Here is a 292-nt window from a genome sequence, read left to right on the forward strand (position 1 = left end):
TGCTAACGGAAAATTGCCGCCACGCATGAGCTTGGCAATCTTGAGCGCATCAATCTTATCATTTTTGGTTTTACCGGCATGAATCGCTTTCATGTAAAGCGCATGGCCAAGAATAAAATCAATATTGTGCTCTTCACAAAAGTCAGACACCCAATACCAACAGTGCATACATTCCACACCAACAACGATATTGCCCAGATAAGGTTTTAGAAGCGCTAACAGTTTGTCGGGTGAATCATCGATTTTTTCGTGAACGAGAATGTTGTTTTCATTATCAATGATGCAGACATAA

The 292-nt window shown here is 40.4% G+C and carries 1 protein-coding gene; it reads right to left on the minus strand.

The window, feature by feature from the left end:
* Positions 1–292: IS110 family transposase (locus ACFI6J_RS21655; RefSeq protein ID WP_462586415.1), on the minus strand; the 292-nt coding region annotated here is incomplete at both ends.

This window comes from Alteromonas sp. G4i13 (assembly GCF_054960505.1).